Consider the following 16,903-nt stretch of genomic DNA (forward strand, 5'->3'; position numbering starts at 1 on the left):
TCATGTCCTCGGACCTCGACCTCCCTCTCGAAGCCAACGTTGACTTGCCCGCCTATATCGGCAAGTACCGGGTGCTGCGCCGCTTGGGCGAGGGGGCGACCAGCGATGTTTTCCTGGCCTTGGACGAGTTTCGGCAGACCGAAGTCGCCATCAAGCGTATGCGGTTTTGGGCCAGCAACAGCCGGTTGGGGCAGCAGGGTGACTTCAGCTCCCGCTTCTATGCCGCCGAGGCCGCCTTGGCCGGTCGGCTGCAGCATCCGAATGTGGTGCAGATTCTGGACGCGGTGCCGGATCAAGACGCGCCCTATCTGGTGATGGAGTACGTGCCCGGCGTGACGCTGAAGCATTTTTGTCGCAGTGACCGGCTCTTGCCGCTGGACCAGATCGTCGAACTCGGCTTCAAGTGCGCCATGGCGCTTGGCTATGTGTACCGTCAGGGCCTGATCCACCGCGATGTCAAGCCGGCCAATCTCTTGGCGGTCTTGGATGCGCAGGGCCAGGTGACCGATGTCAAGGTCAGCGACTTTGGCAGCGCCTTGAATCTGAACTCCGACCAGACCCAGGTGCACCGCGTTGGCTCGCTGGCCTATATGCCGCCCGAGCAGATTGAGGGCGGTGATGTCGACTGCCGTGCCGACATCTACGCCCTGGGCGCCGTGCTCTACCACCTGATCGCCGGCCGGCCGCCCTTTGATGCGCCCAGCCAGATGGCCTTGATGCACCAGATTTACCACCAGGCCGCGCCGACGCTGGTCGGCTTGCGCGGCGGGGTGACGGCGGAGTTGGATGCTGTCATCCTGAAGGCGCTGTCCAAACACCCAGAGGAGCGCTATGGCGACTGGGAAGCCTTCGGGCGCGCCTTGTCGGACCTGGTGGCCAAACAGTTGGTGCCCTTGGCCCGGCTGTATGAGGTGAAGGACTCCGAGCGCTTCAATATGCTGCGCGAGCTGGAGTTCTTTGCCGACTTTGGCGATGTCGAGTTGTGGGAAGTGGTGCACCGCGCGCGCTGGCGGCGCTTCCCGCTTGAGCATGCGCTGTATAAAAAAGGCCAGGAAGGCAACACCTTCCACATCATTGCGCAGGGCACCGTCGATGTGTTCCGCGACGGCAACAAGGTGGCCACGCTGGGCCAGGGCACCTCGGTCGGCGAGATGGCCTATCTCGCACCTAACCCCGATTTGCGCCGGCACAGCACCGATGTGCGCGTCAGCGAAATCTGTACCACGATCTCCTTCACGCCCGAATCGCTGGGTCTGTTGAGTCCCGAATGCCAGCACCGTTTTGACCGCGGTTTTATCCAGGTGCTGGTGCGGCGCCTGCATGCCGCGCACGAGGCTTTGGCGCATCCGCGCAGAATCATGTAAACCCGTCTTGAGTCTGTCGCGTTGTCATGCTTGAATGTGGCTAACGTTCAATTTGCACTCCCTGCGGGGCTACTCTTTCCCTTCTATCCAGAGGATTCATCGATGAAAAAGCTGTTTGGTTTTGTGACCGTGCTCGCCCTTGCTTTCGGCGGTGTTTCTGCCCACGCGGCCGATGCCAGCTGTGACGCCCAGGCCACCGAGAAGAAACTCGCCGGTGCGGCCAAGACCAGTTTCCTGAAGAAGTGCAATGCCGATCATCCGGCCGCCGGCAACCCCGCCTGTGAGGCCCAGGCCGCCGAGAAGAAGCTGCATGGCGCCGCCAAGACCAGCTTCGTCAAGAAGTGCGCGGCCGATGGCGGCCCGGCCGCTGCCGCCGCGCCGGCCATGGACGCCGCCGCGACCTGCGCCGCCAAGTCGGGTGAGAAGAAGCTGCATGGCGCGGCCAAGACCGCCTTCGAGAAGAAATGCGTGGCTGACGCCGCCAAGTAAGCATCCGCAGCGCTGTTCGGCGCTGATCAGACCGAGCAGCACGGATCAGCCTTGAAAGCACCAAAACCCTCGCACAGAGGGTTTTGGTGCTTTGGTTTGTGAAATTGCGGATTTGCCTGTTGATTTCTTGGAAGTTGCGGGCGCCGGGCGCGCCGGCTTGAATTTCGGGTTAAAAGGGCCGATGCCATAGCAAGGCTTTGATGCCTGCCCAACAAAGGATTGCATGAACGACGGTATCGCGCCCGCGGCTCCCGTGCCGGCGAACTCGCCGACTCCCGCGGCATCAGACTCGGCTGTCGCTGACGGTGTCGCTGACGGTGTCGCTAAGGGTGTTGCTGAGGATGCCGCTGCAGCCCCAGCCATCCGCACGCCAGACCCGGCCGCGCCGGAGTTGCGCGCCTTCCCCATCGTGGCGATCGGGGCCTCGGCCGGCGGCCTGGCGGCGTTTGAAGCCTTTTTTGCCGGCTTGCCGAGCGATGTCGAACCCGGCATGGCCTTTGTGCTGCTGCAGCACCTGGCCCCCGACTACAACAGCATCCTCGGCGATTTGGTGCAGCGCTACACCACGCTGCCGGTGCAGGAAGCCGAGGACGGCATGCCGCTGCGGGCCAACCATATTTATGTGCTGCCGCCGAATCGGGACATGGCCTGCCTGAACGGCCTCTTGCAGTTGCTGGAGCCGACCGCCAAGCGCGGCCATCGCTTGCCGATCGACTTTTTCTTTCGTTCCTTGGCCGAGGATCAGGGCGAGCGGGCGGTGGCGGTGCTGCTGTCGGGCACCGGCAGCGACGGCAGCCAGGGCCTGCGGGACGTCAAGGCGCACGGCGGTCTGATCCTGGTGCAGTCGCCCGAGTCGGCCGAATTCGATGGCATGCCGCGCGCCGCTCTTGCCACCGGCCTGGTCGACTTTGAGTTGGACGCGGCCGACATGGGCGCCAAGCTGCTGATCTATGCCGGACGTGGTGCCACCACCTTGCAGGCGGCCGAGGGGGGCAATAAGAGCGAAACGCAGCTGCGCAAGATCTACGCACAGCTGCGGGCGCAGACCGGCCATGATTTTTCCAATTACAAACCGACCACCATCTGCCGCCGCATCGACAGGCGCATGGCGGTGCATCAGATTGACGCGGTCGATGCCTATGCGCGCTATCTGCAGCAGTCGCCGGCCGAGGTGGAGGCGCTGTTCCGCGACCTGCTGATCGGCGTGACCAATTTCTTCCGGGATCCGGAGGCCTTTCATGTGCTGGCGCAGCAGGGCGTGCCGAGCCTGTTCGAAGGCAAGCCGGCTGATGCGACTATTCGCGTCTGGGTGGCCGGCTGCAGCACCGGTGAGGAAGCCTATTCGATTGCCATGCTGCTGCTGGAGCATATGGACAGCTTGCCTTGCGGCTATCGCCTGCAGGTGTTTGCCTCCGACATCGATAGCCGGGCGATCGCCGTCGCGCGCGAGGGCCGCTACCCCAGCAGCATCGCGGCCGATGTGTCGGCCGAGCGCTTGGCGCGCTTCTTCGTCGCCGAGGCCGACGGCACGGCCTACCGCGTGCGCAAGAGCCTGCGCGATCACCTGGTGTTCTCCGAGCACAATCTGATCAAGGACCCGCCGTTTTCCAAGCTGGATCTGATCAGCTGTCGCAATCTATTGATCTATTTGGGTGCCGAGCTGCAAAAGCAGGTGATCCCCTTGTTTCACTATGCGCTGAAGCCGGGCGGCAGTCTGTTCTTGGGCTCCAGCGAGGGCGTTGGCGAGTTTGATGTGTTGTTCGGCGCGGTCGACCGCAAGGCCAAGCTGTACCGGCGCCGGCCCGATGTGCCGGGCCAGCCGCGCGCCGGCAGCGGCCGCATCCAGGCCTCCTTGCCGCAGTTGTCGGCGCAGCGTCCGGCAGTGCTCGGGGCGCAGGGGGCGAGTTTCAGTGCCGGGCCGCTGCGTGGCGGCCCTCAGTCAGCGAGTCTCATGAAGTCATCCTCATTGCGTGAAATTACCGAGCAAGCCTTGCTCTTGCAGGTGGTGCCGGCCGGAGCCCTGGTCAATGGGCAGGGCGACATCCTGTATCTGCACGGGCGCACCGGCATGTTCCTGGAACTGGCGCCCGGCGAGGCCGGCGTCAACAACATCCTGAAGATGGCGCGCGAAGGCTTGCAGCATGAGCTGAGCATGGCGCTGCACAAGGCCGCTGTGTTGAAGGACACGGTGCAAGTGGCCGGTTTGCGGGTGCGCACGAATGGCCATTTCAGTCGGGTCGACCTGACGGTGCGGCCGGTGCAGCCGGGCGCGCTGCCGGTCGGGCAGCTGCCGCTGTTCCTGGTCATCCTGGAGGAGTTGGGAGCGGCCGACTTGGCCCCGGCAGCGCTCACCCCGGGCCTAGCCGGTGAGGCGGAGTCGGCCATCGCCGCTGCGGAGGGCTCGGGCGACGCAAGCACTCCCAGTGCCGTGGCCGCCGCGGCTGCCGACTTGGCCCTGCTGCGCTTGCGTGTCGAACAACTGGAACGCGAGCTGCGCGCCAAGGATGAATATCTGCAAAGCACCCAGGAGGAGCTGGAGAGCGCCAACGAGGAGCTGAAATCGGCCAACGAGGAAATGCAGTCGGTCAACGAGGAGTTGCAGTCGGCCAATGAGGAGCTGGAAACCTCCAAGGAGGAGTTGCAGTCGGTCAACGAGGAGTTGGCCACCGTCAACACCGAGCTGAGCACCAAGGTGGTAGACCTCTCGCGCGCCAACAACGACATGAACAATCTGCTGGCCGGCACCGGCATCGGTACCGTGTTTGTCGATCATCAGCTGCGCATCCTGCGCTTCACGCCGGCGGCCACCCAGTTCATCAACCTGATCCAGAGCGACACCGGCCGGCCGGTCGGCCATTTGGTGTCCAAGTTGGTCGGCTATGACCGCTTGGTGCCCGATGTGCAGGCGGTGCTCGACAGCCTGGTGTCCAAGTCCATTGAGGTCGAGACCAGCGAGGGCAAGTGGTGCACGATGCGCATCCAGCCCTATCGCACGCTCGACAATGTGATCGAAGGCGCGGTGATCTCCTTTGTGGACATCACCGATATGGTGCGGGCGCGCCAGCAACTGCACGATGCCAACGAGTTGCTGCGTCTGGCCGTGGTGGTGCGCGATGCCTCCGACGCAATCACCGTGCAAGACCTGAGCGGCCGCACCTTGGCCTGGAACCCCGCCGCCACGCGCTTGTATGGCTGGAGCGAGGCCGAGGCGCTGGCCATGAATGTGCGCGACCGGGTGCCGGCCGACTTGCGTGAGCGGGCGCTGGACGAGTTGGCCCAGGCCGACCTGCTGCAGCCCTTGCAGACCCAGCGTCTCACCAAGGATGGCCGGACGCTGGCGGTGCTTGTGGTGTCTTCACCCTTGCGCGACAGCGCGGGCCGGGCCTATGCTGTGTCGACCACCGAACGGGCACTGACCGCCCAAAGCTGAGTTGCCACACCGATGAGTGTTGAAGATGCTTCCGCTTCGACCGCTTCGACCGCTTCGACCGCTTCGCTGCCGAGCCTGCGCGAGCGTGCCGAGGCGCAGGTTCTCGACCTGCTGAAACTCGGGCCACCCTTGGGCGCGCTGGGCGCGGCGCTGGTGCAGGTGCCGCAGTCGGTGCTGCATGAGTTGCAGGTGCATCAGATTGAGCTGGAGATGCAAAACCAGGAGTTGCGCGATGCGCAGCTTGCGCTGGAGGCCTCGCGCTCGCGCTACTTTGATCTCTATGACCTGGCTCCGGTTGGCTATTGCAGCCTGAGCGAGGCCGGCATGATCGAGCGCATCAATCTGGCCCTGGGCACCCTGCTCGGTGTGCCGCGCAGCCAGTTGCTGCGGCATCGGTTCTCGGCCCATATCTGCCCCGACGATCAAGACATTTTCTATCGCCATCGCCTGCTGCTGCAGCGTGAGCAGGCGCCTCAGTCCTTTGAGCTGCGGCTGCGCGACCCAAGTGGAGGCATGCGTTGGGTGCAGATTCAGGCTTCGAACGCGCAGGGCGAGGGCGGCGAGGCCTTGATGCATTTGGCCGTGATGGACGTGGAGGCGCGCAAGCGGGCCGAGCAAGCCAATGCCTTGGCGGCCAAGGTTTTCACCCATGCCCGTGAGGGCATCATGATCACGGCGCCCGACGGCACCATCCTGACGGTCAACGAGGCCTTCAGCCGCATCACCGGCTATGCACCGGACGAGATCATTGGGCGCAACCCGCGCGTGCTCGGCGGTGGGCGGCAGAACGCGGCTTTTTACCGCGGCATGTTTGCCGAGCTGCGGACCCACGGCCATGTGCAACTCGACCTCTGGAACCGGCGCAAGAGCGGCGAGTTGTTTGCATCGATGCAGACCATCATTGCGGTGCGCGATGCGGCGGGCCAGACCCTCAACTATGTGTCGCTGTTCTCCGACGTGACGCAGCAGCGCGAGCAGGAGGACAAGCTGCGGCATCTGGCGCATTTTGATCCGCTGACGCATCTGCCGAATCGCCTGCTGCTGGCCGATCGGCTGCAGCAGGCCATGATGCAGGCACAGCGCCGCGGCGATCAGCTGGCGGTGGCGTTTTTGGATTTGGACGGCTTCAAGGCCATCAATGACGCCCATGGCCACGAGATCGGCGACCAGTTGCTGGTGGCGCTGGCCGAGCACATGAAAAAGGCGCTGCGCGAGGGCGATACGCTGGCGCGCCTGGGGGGCGACGAGTTTGTGGCCGTGCTGGTGGATCTGGCCGATGTGGCGGCCAGCCTGCCGATGCTGACCCGGCTGTTGGCCGCAGCGGCGCAGCCGCTGCAGGTGGCGGGGAAAAGCCTGCAGGTGTCCGGTAGCTTGGGCGTGACCTTTTATCCCCAGGGCGTCGACATTGACGCCGATCAGTTGCTGCGTCAGGCCGACCAGGCCATGTATCAAGCCAAGCTGGCGGGCAAGAACCGCTATCACGTCTTCGACGCCGAGCAGGACCGCAGTGTGCGCGGCCATCATGAGAGCCTGCACCGGATTCGGCAGGCGCTCGAAAACGGTGAATTCCTTTTGTACTACCAACCCAAGGTCGATATGCGGGCCGGTCGGGTGGTGGGCGTCGAGGCCTTGATCCGCTGGCAGCATCCAGAGCGTGGGCTGCTGTCGCCGGCCGAGTTCTTGCCGGCGATCGAGGATCACCCGCTGGCCGTGTCGGTGGGCGAATGGGTGATCGATACGGCGCTGCAGCAGATGGCGCTGTGGCAGGCCCAGGGCCTGGAGCTGTCGGTCAGCGTCAATGTGGGCGCGCGGCAGTTGCAGCAGAGCAATTTTGTCGAGCGGCTGCGGCTTTTGCTGGCCGCGCACCCGGAGGTGAACCCGGCCGGGCTGGCGCTGGAGGTGCTGGAAACCACCGCGCTGGAGGACATGGTCCATGTGGTGCAGGTGGTCAATGAGTGCAAGGCCTTCGGCGTTTACTTCGCGCTGGATGACTTTGGCACCGGCTACTCCTCACTGACCTATTTGAAGCGGCTGCCGGTCTCGCAGCTGAAGATCGACCAGAGCTTTGTGCGCGATATGTTGGACAACCCGGTCGACATCGCGATTCTCAAGAGCGTCATTGGCATGGCGCAGGCCTTTGGTTGCGATGTGGTCGCCGAGGGCGTGGAGACGGTCGAGCATGGCGCCTTGCTGCTCGGCCTGGGTTGCAGCCTGGCGCAGGGTTATGGCATTGCGCGGCCGATGCCGGCGTCGCTGCTGCCCGCCTGGGTGCACGAGTGGCGGCCGCAGGCGGCTTGGCTGCGCCCAGCCTAGCTGAACCGGCCTAGCCCAGGCCGCGCGCCAGCATCACCCCGGCCACAGGGATCAGCAGCAAGAGGTGGGCGGCGCGCATGATCAGGGCGCGCACGGCCTTGATCTCGGCCTCGGGCGGCAGGCTACCGTCGCTGTCGAGCCGGCGGTTCCAGCGCTTGAAGGCCATGCTGGGCTTGAGGGCCAGCACCGCAATCAGCAGCAGCAAGGTGAACTTGGCCATCCACAGCGGTTGGCCGAAGTACCAGGCCGCGCTTTTGATGCCCCAGAGCGTGCGCGCCAGGCCGCTGACGGCCACCAGGGCGAGCGCGATCAGGTAGATCCGGTCCAGCACGAGCAGGCGCCGTACCACTGCGGCGTTCAGCCACTCGACCCGGCACAGCGCGGCCTGGCTGCTGATGAAGACCACCAGGGTCAGGATGGCGGCGATATGAAGAAAGGCGAGCAGGGCTTCGAGATGCATGGCAATGTGGGCGGCGAGGTTCAGGCCAGCGGACGGGCGGGCTTCAGCCAGTAGTCGGGCTTGGCGTAATGGTGTTTCAGGAAGTCTATCCACAGCCGCACCCGCAGCGGCAGGTGCTTGCGTTGTGGCACCAGCGCGTAGATGCCATTCGGCGGCGCGGCAAAGGTGTCCAGCACTGTCTGTAGGCGGCCGGCCTGGATGTCGCCCTCGACCTCCCAGGTGCTGCGCCACGCCAGGCCCATGCCGGCCAGGCACCAGTCGTGCAGCACCTGGCCGTCGCTGCAGTCGAGTCGGCCGGTCGGGCGCGAGAACACCACTTGCTCATCGATCAAGAAGGCCCAGCCGCGCGTCTGGCTGGCGTCGGAGCTCAGCGTTAGGCAGGAATGCCGGGCCAAGTCGCTGGGGTGCTGCGGCAGGCCGGCGCGCTTCAGGTAGCTGGGCGCGCCGACGCACAGGCGGCGGTTGTCGGCTAGGCGCATGCTGACCAGGCTGGAGTCGGGCAGGTCGCCCACCCGCACCGCGCAGTCAAAGCCTTCGCCGGCAATGTCCACCACCCGGTCGCTCAGATTCAGCGACACGCTGACCTCGGGGTGCAGGGCCAAAAACTCCGGCAGCAGCGGCGCCACATGGCGACGGCCAAAGCCGGCCGGGGCGGTGATGCGCAGATGACCGCTGGCCTTGACGCCGCCGGCGCTGACGCTGGCCTCGGCGTTATTGAAATCCACCAGCAGGCGCTGGCAGTCTTCGAGGAAAGCGCTGCCCTCGTGGGTCAGCGTGATGCGCCGGGTGGTGCGCACCAGCAGCTTGACGCCGAGGCGGGCCTCGAGCGCGTCAATGCGCCGCCCCATCACCGCCGGGGCCACGCCCTCGAGCGCGGCGGCGGCCGTCAGGCTGCCCTTGCCGGCGACCGAGACAAACGATTCGATTTGCTTGAGGCGATCCATGGGCGCTGATTCTGCTACTTCGCCGCCCTAAAAATTTGGTTTACCGATCTATTTGTGCATTTTTGTCATTGATTCAATGCATGGGCGCGCATGAATCTGTCATTCAAATTGGCATAAATTCAGGCTCATCCCGTTTTCATTTCATCTCTGTCGAGGACCCAGGCCATGACCGCACGCACCACCGTCCACAGTCTGCAAGTTGCTACTCCCTTGTACCGTTTCATCGAAGACAGCGTGTTGCCGGGCACCGGCGTGGCCAGCACGGCCTTCTGGGCCGGCTTTGATGCCATCGTCAGGGACTTGGCGCCCAAGAACATCGCCCTGCTGGCCGAGCGTGACCGACTGCAGACCGAGATGGACGCCTGGCACCGCGCCCACCCCGGCCCGATCACCGACATGCCGGCTTATCGCGCCCATTTGGAAAATATCGGCTATCTGGTGCCGCCACCCGGCGCGGTGCAGATCAGCACCGCCCAGGTCGACGCCGAATTGGCCGTGCAAGCCGGCCCTCAGCTGGTGGTGCCGATTCTGAATGCGCGCTACGCCCTGAATGCCGCCAACGCCCGCTGGGGTTCGCTGTATGACGCGCTCTACGGCACCGACGCCATCCCCGAGACTGACGGCGCCGAAAAGGCCGGCCGCTACAACCCGGTGCGCGGAGCCAAGGTGATCGGCTATGCCCGCCAGGTGCTGGACCAGGCGGCGCCGCTGGCACAAGGCTCGCACAATGACGCGACCGGCTACCGTGTGGAGGCGGGCCGATTGCTGGTGGCCCAGGGCTCCGGCTCGACCGGCCTGGCCGATCCGGCCCAGTTCATTGGCTATCAAGGCGAGGCCGGCGCGCCCAGCTCGGTGCTGCTGCGCCACAACGGCCTGCATCTGGACCTTCAAATCGACCGCAGCACGGCCATCGGCAAGAGCGATCTCGCCGGCGTCAGCGACCTGGTGCTGGAGGCGGCGCTGTCGACCATTTTGGATCTGGAAGACTCGGTCGCCGTGGTCGATGCCGACGACAAGGTGCTGGCCTATGGCAATTGGCTGGGCATTCTGAAGGGCACGCTGACCGAAGAAGTCAGCAAGGGTGGCAAGACCTTCGCGCGCAGCCTGAACCCTGATCGTGTCTACACCGGCGCTGCCGGTGGGCAGGTGACGCTGCATGGCCGCTCGCTGATGTTTGTGCGCAATGTCGGCCATCTGATGACGAATCCGGCCATTCTTTACGCCGACGGCCGCGAGATCCCCGAAGGCATCATGGACGCCGTCATCACCACGACGATTGCCATTCATGACCTGCAGCGCAAGGGCAATAGCCGCACCGGCTCGGTCTACATCGTCAAACCGAAGATGCACGGCCCGGCCGAGGTGGCCTTTGCCTCGGAGATTTTTGGCCGCGTCGAAGCGATGCTGGGTCTGCCCGAAAACACCGTCAAGCTGGGCATCATGGACGAAGAGCGCCGCACCAGCGTCAATTTGAAAGCCTGTATCGCCGCTGCGGCCGCCCGCGTGGCCTTCATCAACACCGGCTTCCTGGACCGCACCGGCGACGAGATGCACACCGCCATGTTGGCCGGGCCGATGTTCCGCAAGGGCGATATGAAGACCAGTGCCTGGATCGCCGCCTACGAGCGCAGCAATGTGCTGACCGGCCTGAGCTGTGGCCTGCGCGGCCGCGCCCAGATCGGCAAAGGCATGTGGGCCATGCCCGACTTGATGGCCGCCATGTTGGAGCAAAAGATCGGCCATCCGAAGGCCGGCGCCAACACCGCCTGGGTGCCGTCACCCACTGCCGCCACCTTGCATGCCCTGCATTACCACCAGGTCAATGTGGCCGCGGTGCAGCAAGAGTTGGAAAAGATCGACGCCGATGCCGAGCGTCACGCCATTCTGGACAAACTGCTGCAGGTTCCAGTGGTCGCCAAGGCCGAATGGACGGCTGCCGAGGTTCAGCAAGAACTGGACAACAACGCGCAGGGCATCTTGGGCTATGTGGTGCGTTGGGTGGACCAGGGGGTCGGCTGCTCCAAGGTGCCGGATATTCACAACGTCGGCTTGATGGAAGACCGAGCCACGCTGCGCATTTCCAGCCAGCACATAGCGAACTGGCTGCATCACGGTGTCTGCACTGCGGCCCAAGTCAACGAGACCTTCCAGCGCATGGCGGCGGTGGTGGACGGCCAAAACGCGAGCGATCCGCTTTACAAGCCGATGGCCGGGAACTTTGAAACTTCGGCGGCCTACCAAGCTGCGCTCGATCTGGTCTTCAAGGGCATGGCGCAGCCGAGCGGCTACACCGAGCCGCTGCTGCATGCGTGGCGACTGAAGGTGAAAGCGCAGGCTTGAGTTCGAAGCAGGCGGGGTGAAAAAAGGCCGGCCGGAGCATACGCCCCGACCGGCCTTTAGATGACAGCGTGACCGGGGTCAGGCGTCATCAGGGCTTGCGAGCCGCTCCAATGTTTTTGTCCAGGAACCGTTCGACGCGGCCCCAGAAGTCTTCATTGTTTTTCAGCTGGCGCCAACCATGGCCTTCGCGGATATAGCTGACCCATTCAACATCGGGGTTGGTCGCCTTCACCGCATCACGAAACGCGGTGCCGTGAACAATCGGTACGCGACGATCGTCTTCTCCGTAGGCCAGCAGCAAGGGCCGCTTGATTTCCGCGGCGCGACGCAGTGGTGAGTTGGCCTGCATCATCTGCTTGTCTTTGTCCGGATCCCCGATGAGCAAGGGCATGCCGTATTTCAGGGAAACATCGGCGGCGTCACTCCAATTCACGGTGTAGAGCATTTCAATGTCGGTGACGCCGACCCAGTTGATGCCGCATTGGTACATATTGGGTTCGCGGATCAAGCCCATCAAGGTCGCGTAGCCGCCATAACTTGCCCCTGCGATGCAGATGCGTTTGGGGTCGGCGAGCCCTTTCTTGATGGCCCATTGGGTCGCATCGGTGACGTCGTCCTGCATCTCTTGGCCCCATTTTTTCCAGCCGGCCTGGAAATGTTTGAAGCCATAGCCAGTGCTGCCGCGGAACTCCGGTTCAATCACGACATAGCCGCGCGAGGCCAGAAACTGCGCTTCAGGGCTCCATTGCCAGTAGTTGCCACGCACATTGGGGCCGCCATGGATCAGCATAACCGTGGGTCGCGGACCCGTCACCGGTCCCTTGGGCAGGGTGATTTGCACCGGGATTTCCAAGCCATCGCGGGCCGCGAATTGCTGAACGTCGACGCGTGCCATTTGCAGAGGATCTATCCAAGGCCTGCTGCTTGAAAGCGGCGTTATGGTTCGAGTCTCACGGTTGTACAGATAGTAGGCTTCGGGGGCGCGATCTGAATTGGCCCGGACCAGCAGGGTCGGCACTTGGGTGCAGCGCGTGCAGTCCAATCTGTTGACGGTGGCTGGCAAAAGCTTGTCAATTTCGGCTTGCGCTTGACGCATCGAGGCATCAAACCAAACGCTGCCCGGGGCGTCGCTCAAATAGTGCAGGCCGACCAAGGTCTTGGCCTGAGCATCGTAGACAAACTCCGGGTCCAGGTCGTAGCCGGCCAGCGCGACCAAGGGCTCGTTTTCGGGGCGCTGAGTCGTTGGGTTCAGGCGATACAAGGCTGCCGTGGACTTGGCGCCCTGGTCTTGAAGCGCATAGACCTCACGTGCCGGGCCAACCCAGGCGGGTATGGCCTTGACGCCCGCAATCATTGGGCCTTCATCCCACTGTTGCCAGCCGTCTTGGCCTTCATTGCGGCGATAGATCGTCATGCGACCATTGTTCGAGGTCGTGGCCCACATCGGCTGCCCCTGGCGATCGAGAACCCAGCGCTGAACCCCATTGGGAGCATCGGTTGCCAAGGCTGTTCGGACCGAATTGCGCGTATTCAGTTTTGAAATGCCGACGCGTACCAACTGCCGTTTGGTGTCAAAGGTGGGCTTGAGTACGATGACATCATCGCTACCGTCGTCGAGTGTGCTTAGAAGTACCCAATCAGGAGGGAGTGCCTTGCCCCCGCGCATATGAGAGCCCATGCTGGACTCGAATTCTGGGCTGATCAGCGCTCGCAGATCTTCGCCATCGGGGTCGACGCCCCATAGGCCACCGCCAATTTGTTTGGCTGAACCCGCCGGCAGTTTGACGCTGAAGACGAGGCGCTTGTCGTTGACCCATTGGGCTGAGGCAATTTGCACGTCCGAAAACGAGGCGACAACCTTGGACGCCTTCAAATTGCTTAATTCGAAGACCACCAATTTGGTGACTTCGGAGCCATCACTGAGGATGGCGGACAGACGCGTCCCGTCCGGTGATAGGCGAGGAGCGCTGAAAGTCGAGGCCTTGAAGAAATCAGTAATGCTGGGCTTGCTGGGCACGCCCGTGTTCTGAGCCTGGGCCGCTGCGGGTAGCAGTGCCGTTGTGACCAGCAGAGCCAAACTGGCGGCAAGGCGCCGGCCGATGAATGGTTTTTGCAACATATTGAATCCCTGTGGATGAAGGGCAGAGGGCATTCGATGGAATGGCCTCAGTCGAAAAAGCCCGCCGGGCTGGTGCCGGGCGGGCTTTATGGTTCTTCAGACAAGACCCTTGCGGGCCTCGTTCATCAGAAAGCTTGGTTGTAACGCACCCAGAAGAAGCGATCCAAAGGCATGTCTGGATCTACAGACGCCGACGACGAATTGCCACCGTAGTTGCTGTTTGCATCCAAGACGACGCGCGGCTTCACGTTGAAGACGTTATTCGCGCCAATCGTGAGGGTGCCCTTCCAAGGCGTCTTGTACGACACGTTCAGGTCGTTATAGATCAGAGCGCTAGGCTTGTTGTAGCCAGTACCACCGCTCCAGGTGTCGGTTGGGTTGCTGCAAGTGGTGGTGTCATCCGTGTCCCAGCAGTTGGTCTTCACAGCGCTGTAGTAGCGAGTGCCGAAGTTGATAGACCAGTCGCCCTTGCTCCAATCGATGTTGATGTTGGACTTGAAGCGGTTGTAGTCGTAGTCACCAGCGACTTCTTGCCATTCAGCATCCGTGGTGGCGCGGCTCTTGAAGCTTGCCAGGTAGGTGCTTTCCGTGCGCAGTGTGAACTGGCCAAATGGGGTGCTTGGGAACTTGTAGTTCACGCCCAGGTCAACACCAGAGGTTTCCAGATAGCCACGGTTGGCATTGCCACGCGACAGGGCAACAATTTGACCTGTGCCTGCATCACGTGTAACAGCCGCGCAGAAGGTCTGAACGCCTTGCACATAGCATTGGTTCAGGACGTAAGGCGTGGTGTTGGTGACGATCCGGTCCTTGACCGTGATGTTGTACCAGTCCATCGACACGGTCAGGCCTTGCAGCGCCGACGGGCTGAACACCACACCCAAGGTCTTGGTCTTGGCGGTTTCTGGGGTCAGGCTGTCATTGCCGGCGCCAGTCTGGAACGGGAACGGCGTTTGCGCGCCGCCACCGGCGACTGCTGTACCGGCTTGGTTCTTCTGACGGAAGTTGACGGGCACGCCAGCTGCAGCACAAGCTGCCTTGACCTTGGCGTCATTCTTCACGGCACCCCATTGGCTGTCGCAAGGGTCCAGATAGGAGTCAAACGACTGCGAGCCGCCACCGAAGTTGTCACCCAGGCTTGGTGCGCGGAAGCCTTCGGCCACGGTACCGCGTGTCAACAAGTCCTTGATTGGCTTCCAAGTGAAGCTGAACTTGCTGTTGGTGGTCTTGCCGAAGTTGCTGTAGTCCGAATGACGGGTAGCCAGGTTCAAGTTCAAAGCTTCAGCCAGGAACACGCCCTTCAAGATTGGCACGTTCAATTCGGCATAGGCTTCCTTGACGGTGAACTCGCCCTTGGTGTCGTAGCCGACCAGATCAGTGGACTGACCGGTTTGCTCGAATTGACCCGGATTGTCCGAACCCTTCACCTTGCGATGCTCAACGCCAACAGCCAAGGCGACAGCGCCAGCAGGCAGCTTGAAGAGTTCGCCGGAGGCGTCGGCCATGACGCTGGTCACTTCGCTGCTGTACAGCGCCGAGCCCTTGGACATCACGTAGTCAAGCGCAGCTTGCGAGGAAGCCGAAGGGCCACCCAGGATGTCAAAGGGAACGCAACCAGCGATCGGAGCGGCTGCGGTGCCGCACTGGATCACGCCGGCTGCGTTCTTGAAGGAAGGACCCACGGCCTTCTTCAGGTTGAACAAATTCAGGTTGCCGGTGCCGGTGGTGTTGCCGTCCACTTTGCTGTAGTTGACACCCGTGCTCCAGTTCCATGCCTGGCCAGCAATGGTCAGGTCGCCTTCAAGACCGCCATCCAAGTGGAAGGTCTTGTTGTTGTTGTTCGAGGTGCGGGGCACTTCGATCGTGCGGCGATAGAAGAACAAGTCTTGACCCTTGCCAGCGCCAGCGACTTGCTCACCGTAGGGGTTGAAGTAGCTGTTCTTGTCGATGTAGACCGGGAAGGCCAGCTGTGACAGGCTGTTGAGCGGGTAGCCGGCCACGGTACGGGCCGAGTTGCGGTCTGCAAACATGGCGGTGGCGCCGAAGCGGACGGTGTCGCTCAGTTCCAAGGTGCCGCGTGTGAAGATGGACTTCAGCTCCGAGCCAGCCTGGAACATCATCTGGCTGGTCGAGTTGAACGTGTCGTTCTCGGCGCCTGCGTAGGCGTGGTAGTTGGCTGGGTTACGCGAGTCCTGACCCGTGCCGTCGCCCAAGGGGCCGCCGGTGTGGTTCAGGATCATGTTCATGCCGGTGGCTTGACCGTTGACCGGATTGACAGCGCGAATGCGGCCCCAGGGAGCGGTGCCGTAACCAGCGGTCGGGTGATCCGGGCCGTAGGTGTACGACGTGATGTCGCGATCCTTAGACCAAGTGGGGTCCACCTTGTTGTAGGTGAAACCGAACATCAGCGATGCCTTTTCGGTGCTGGTGCCGAAGCTGAAGCTGTAGTCGCTGGTCTTGCCGTCGCCCTTGGCGTTTTGGCCGTAATAGGCGCTGGCTTCGCCGCCATCCATCGTCTTCTTCAGAACGATGTTGACCACGCCGGCAATGGCGTCAGAACCGTAGGTGGACGAGGCGCCGTCCTTCAGGATTTCGATCCGGTCGATCATCGACGACGGAACGGTGGAGTAGTCGGTGTAACCGTTGACGCTCTGGCTCCAACGCTTACCGTTGACCAGCACCAGCACGCGCTGGGGGCCCAGGTTGCGCATATTGGCGAACTGGCCGCCGATATCGCGGCCGCCGCTCAGCACGGAGCCCTTGGAGAAAGAAGGCGAGCCCGAGGCAGTCATCTGGCTGATGATGTCGCCCACGGTGACCAAGCCGGTCTTTTTGATGTCGGCTTGAGTCATCTTGAAGACGGGCTGAGCAGTCTCCGCATCAATCTGGCGAATGCGCGAACCGGTGATTTCGATTCGTTCAATCTGCTGCGTTGGCGCAGGGGCTTGGGCTTGGGCGAAGCTGGCAACGGCAGTCAATGCCAGTGCTGCTGCGACCGAGATCTTTGAGCGTTGATGCATGAATTCTCCTGAGGGAAGGTCGGTAGACCACGTAAACCCACCGTGATTTGATGTTGCCCCCGCGATAGCGGATGCGACGTGTATCGATGGCCGTGACCGGCGAGTGTGCCCAGAACACCTAGTTTCTGGGCTCAGGGGAAAACCCCTTGCGACAAGCGCGGGTGCTGCTGCGGCAGTCCTTGTGACGAATGGCAGGTGCCAAAAGTTAGGTTAAGTGTTTGATTTGATGGAAATATTTATTTACAAACGCAATTCGCTGGCGATCCTGAGTCGGGCCGTGTTCGCTGAATTCAGGGGTCATGCGAATGGACTTGAGGGGCATTGGCGTTGGTCGTATGCAACACAACGCCTGACTTAGGGGTGGAAATACTGGGGCTTGATGGATCAATCCATCGAACTGTCACCGTTCAAGTACCCCCGAAGC

9 protein-coding genes are annotated in these 16,903 nt (G+C 62.7%); 5 read left to right on the plus strand and 4 right to left on the minus strand.

Going from position 1 to position 16,903, the window contains the following annotated elements; genetic code table 11:
* Positions 1-2 precede the first annotated feature (2 nt).
* From WG899_RS09770 to WG899_RS09785, 4 genes are all read left to right on the plus strand, one after another.
* Positions 3-1,364 carry a protein kinase domain-containing protein gene (locus tag WG899_RS09770; protein ID WP_339595449.1) on the plus strand — a complete coding sequence of 454 codons (1,362 nt, stop codon included), beginning with the start codon at positions 3-5 and terminating at the stop codon, positions 1,362-1,364.
* Positions 1,365-1,466: 102 nt separating this feature from the next.
* Positions 1,467-1,853 (plus strand): hypothetical protein, encoded by a 387-nt coding sequence (locus WG899_RS09775; protein ID WP_339595450.1) that lies wholly within the window; start codon positions 1,467-1,469, stop codon positions 1,851-1,853.
* A 223-nt stretch (positions 1,854-2,076) separates the two neighbouring features.
* Positions 2,077-5,283, plus strand: a complete 3,207-nt coding sequence (locus WG899_RS09780; protein ID WP_339595451.1) for a chemotaxis protein CheB — start codon at positions 2,077-2,079, stop codon at positions 5,281-5,283.
* A 12-nt stretch (positions 5,284-5,295) separates the two neighbouring features.
* On the plus strand, positions 5,296-7,596 hold the full coding sequence (locus tag WG899_RS09785; RefSeq protein ID WP_339595452.1) for a putative bifunctional diguanylate cyclase/phosphodiesterase: 2,301 nt from the start codon (positions 5,296-5,298) through the stop codon (positions 7,594-7,596).
* Positions 7,597-7,606: 10 nt separating this feature from the next.
* On the opposite strand, the gene WG899_RS09790 is transcribed toward WG899_RS09785, so the two are convergent.
* The gene (locus WG899_RS09790; protein ID WP_339595453.1) at positions 7,607-8,056 is read right to left on the minus strand and encodes a DUF2214 family protein; all 450 of its coding nucleotides are present in this window, start codon (positions 8,054-8,056) and stop codon (positions 7,607-7,609) included.
* Positions 8,057-8,076: 20 nt separating this feature from the next.
* Positions 8,077-9,000 carry a LysR family transcriptional regulator gene (locus tag WG899_RS09795; RefSeq protein ID WP_339595454.1) on the minus strand — a complete coding sequence of 308 codons (924 nt, stop codon included), beginning with the start codon at positions 8,998-9,000 and terminating at the stop codon, positions 8,077-8,079.
* A gap of 165 nt (positions 9,001-9,165) precedes the next feature.
* On the opposite strand from WG899_RS09795, the gene WG899_RS09800 reads away from it, so the two are divergent.
* Positions 9,166-11,340, plus strand: a complete 2,175-nt coding sequence (locus WG899_RS09800; RefSeq protein WP_339595455.1) for a malate synthase G — start codon at positions 9,166-9,168, stop codon at positions 11,338-11,340.
* An 88-nt stretch (positions 11,341-11,428) separates the two neighbouring features.
* On the opposite strand, the gene WG899_RS09805 is transcribed toward WG899_RS09800, so the two are convergent.
* Both WG899_RS09805 and WG899_RS09810 read right to left on the minus strand, forming a co-directional pair.
* Positions 11,429-13,459, minus strand: a complete 2,031-nt coding sequence (locus WG899_RS09805; RefSeq protein ID WP_339595456.1) for an alpha/beta hydrolase family protein — start codon at positions 13,457-13,459, stop codon at positions 11,429-11,431.
* Between the two features lie 125 nt (positions 13,460-13,584).
* Positions 13,585-16,479, minus strand: coding sequence for a TonB-dependent receptor plug domain-containing protein (locus tag WG899_RS09810; RefSeq protein ID WP_339595457.1), 2,895 nt, complete (start codon positions 16,477-16,479; stop codon positions 13,585-13,587).
* Between the last annotated feature and the right edge of the window lie 424 nt (positions 16,480-16,903).

Source organism: Paucibacter hankyongi (assembly GCF_037482915.1).
Lineage (GTDB): Bacteria > Pseudomonadota > Gammaproteobacteria > Burkholderiales > Burkholderiaceae_C > Paucibacter_A > Paucibacter_A hankyongi.